The organism is Xenorhabdus thuongxuanensis (assembly GCF_001908095.1).
GTDB lineage: Bacteria > Pseudomonadota > Gammaproteobacteria > Enterobacterales > Enterobacteriaceae > Xenorhabdus > Xenorhabdus thuongxuanensis.
On sequence record NZ_MKGR01000075.1, the window covers coordinates 1 to 1142 of the forward strand.

General features: G+C 39.2%; 2 protein-coding genes. One reads left to right on the forward strand and one right to left on the reverse strand.

The genetic code is table 11. The features are described 5' to 3' along the window. Positions 1 to 644, reverse strand: a 644-nt coding sequence (locus Xentx_RS18040; protein WP_139292543.1) for an MFS transporter, incomplete at its 3' end; no start/stop codon positions are given. A gap of 168 nt (positions 645 to 812) precedes the next feature. On the opposite strand from Xentx_RS18040, the gene Xentx_RS18045 reads away from it, so the two are divergent. Beyond that, the coding region (locus tag Xentx_RS18045) for a TetR/AcrR family transcriptional regulator (RefSeq protein WP_139292544.1) at positions 813 to 1142 on the forward strand (330 nt) is incomplete at its 3' end.

Here is a 1142-nt window from a genome sequence, read left to right on the forward strand (position 1 = left end):
TTGCGTGCAATAGGGTGCGATGGCATCAATAATAATTCTTTCCATTGCATTGTGGACGACGGTTTTAATGAAGGTAAAGAAAAATATTGCATAATTAAGGCAGCGTCACCCAAAATCACTAATATAAAGTAAGGTACTCTCCAACCATAGAGATCAGCCAGCCAAGAGCCTAATGGTACGCCTAATACCGTAACTAATGTTACCGCAGAGAAAAAGATAGTGACGGAGGTCGTAACAGACATGCTCTTAGGCGCTAAACGTACCACGAGCCCAGCAGCTATGCCCCAAAACCCCCCCAAAGCGATACCCAAGGCAAATCGGCCCAATAAAACGAGATGAAAATTTGAAGCAAATGCAGTAATGCCGTTAGCAATCATCATTAACACGACCAAAAACAGCAGCACTTGTCGTCTATCTAATGTTTTGGCGTAAATGGGAACTAATAATGCAGACATCATACCTGCAACCGAGGTAACAGTAACGGTTAACCCAGCGGTACCCACAGATATTTGAAAATCATATGCAATATTATTGATGACACTGATGGCTAAAAATTCACCGGTAACAATAATAAAACAGGCAAAAGTTGCAGATAATAGCGAAAGCCAGTTACCATTGTGAGAAGAAAAATTAAGTGTTGTCATGTGATTCCCATGAAAGATTTTAGTTGTTAGTCAAAATTTAATTTTGTAGTGATCACTATAAATTAATACGCTATTCTTGATGGGAATTTGATAGCTGTCAATTTATTTTTTAGTGATCACTATAGAATTGATGTGCTACCATAAATTAATTGCTGGAAAAGTGAGAGAATGAAACAGACGAAACGTGGGCGCCCAAAAGGTTTTGATCAACAAGACGCTTTAGCCAAGGCGATGTTGCTGTTTTGGGAAAATGGCTATGTTGCAACCTCGATTAGCGATTTAACCAAAGCACTAGGCATCTCTGCACCCAGTTTATATTGTGCTTTTGGTGACAAGGCAGCGTTATTTAATAAATGTATTGATTATTATCTGACTCACGAAGCTTGTCCTATCCTACCAATTATGAAACAAGCAAAAACAGCCAAAGTGGCGATTGAATTGTTGATGTACGATAGTGCAAAACGATTAGCACAGCCTGATAAACCATCAGGTTGCATG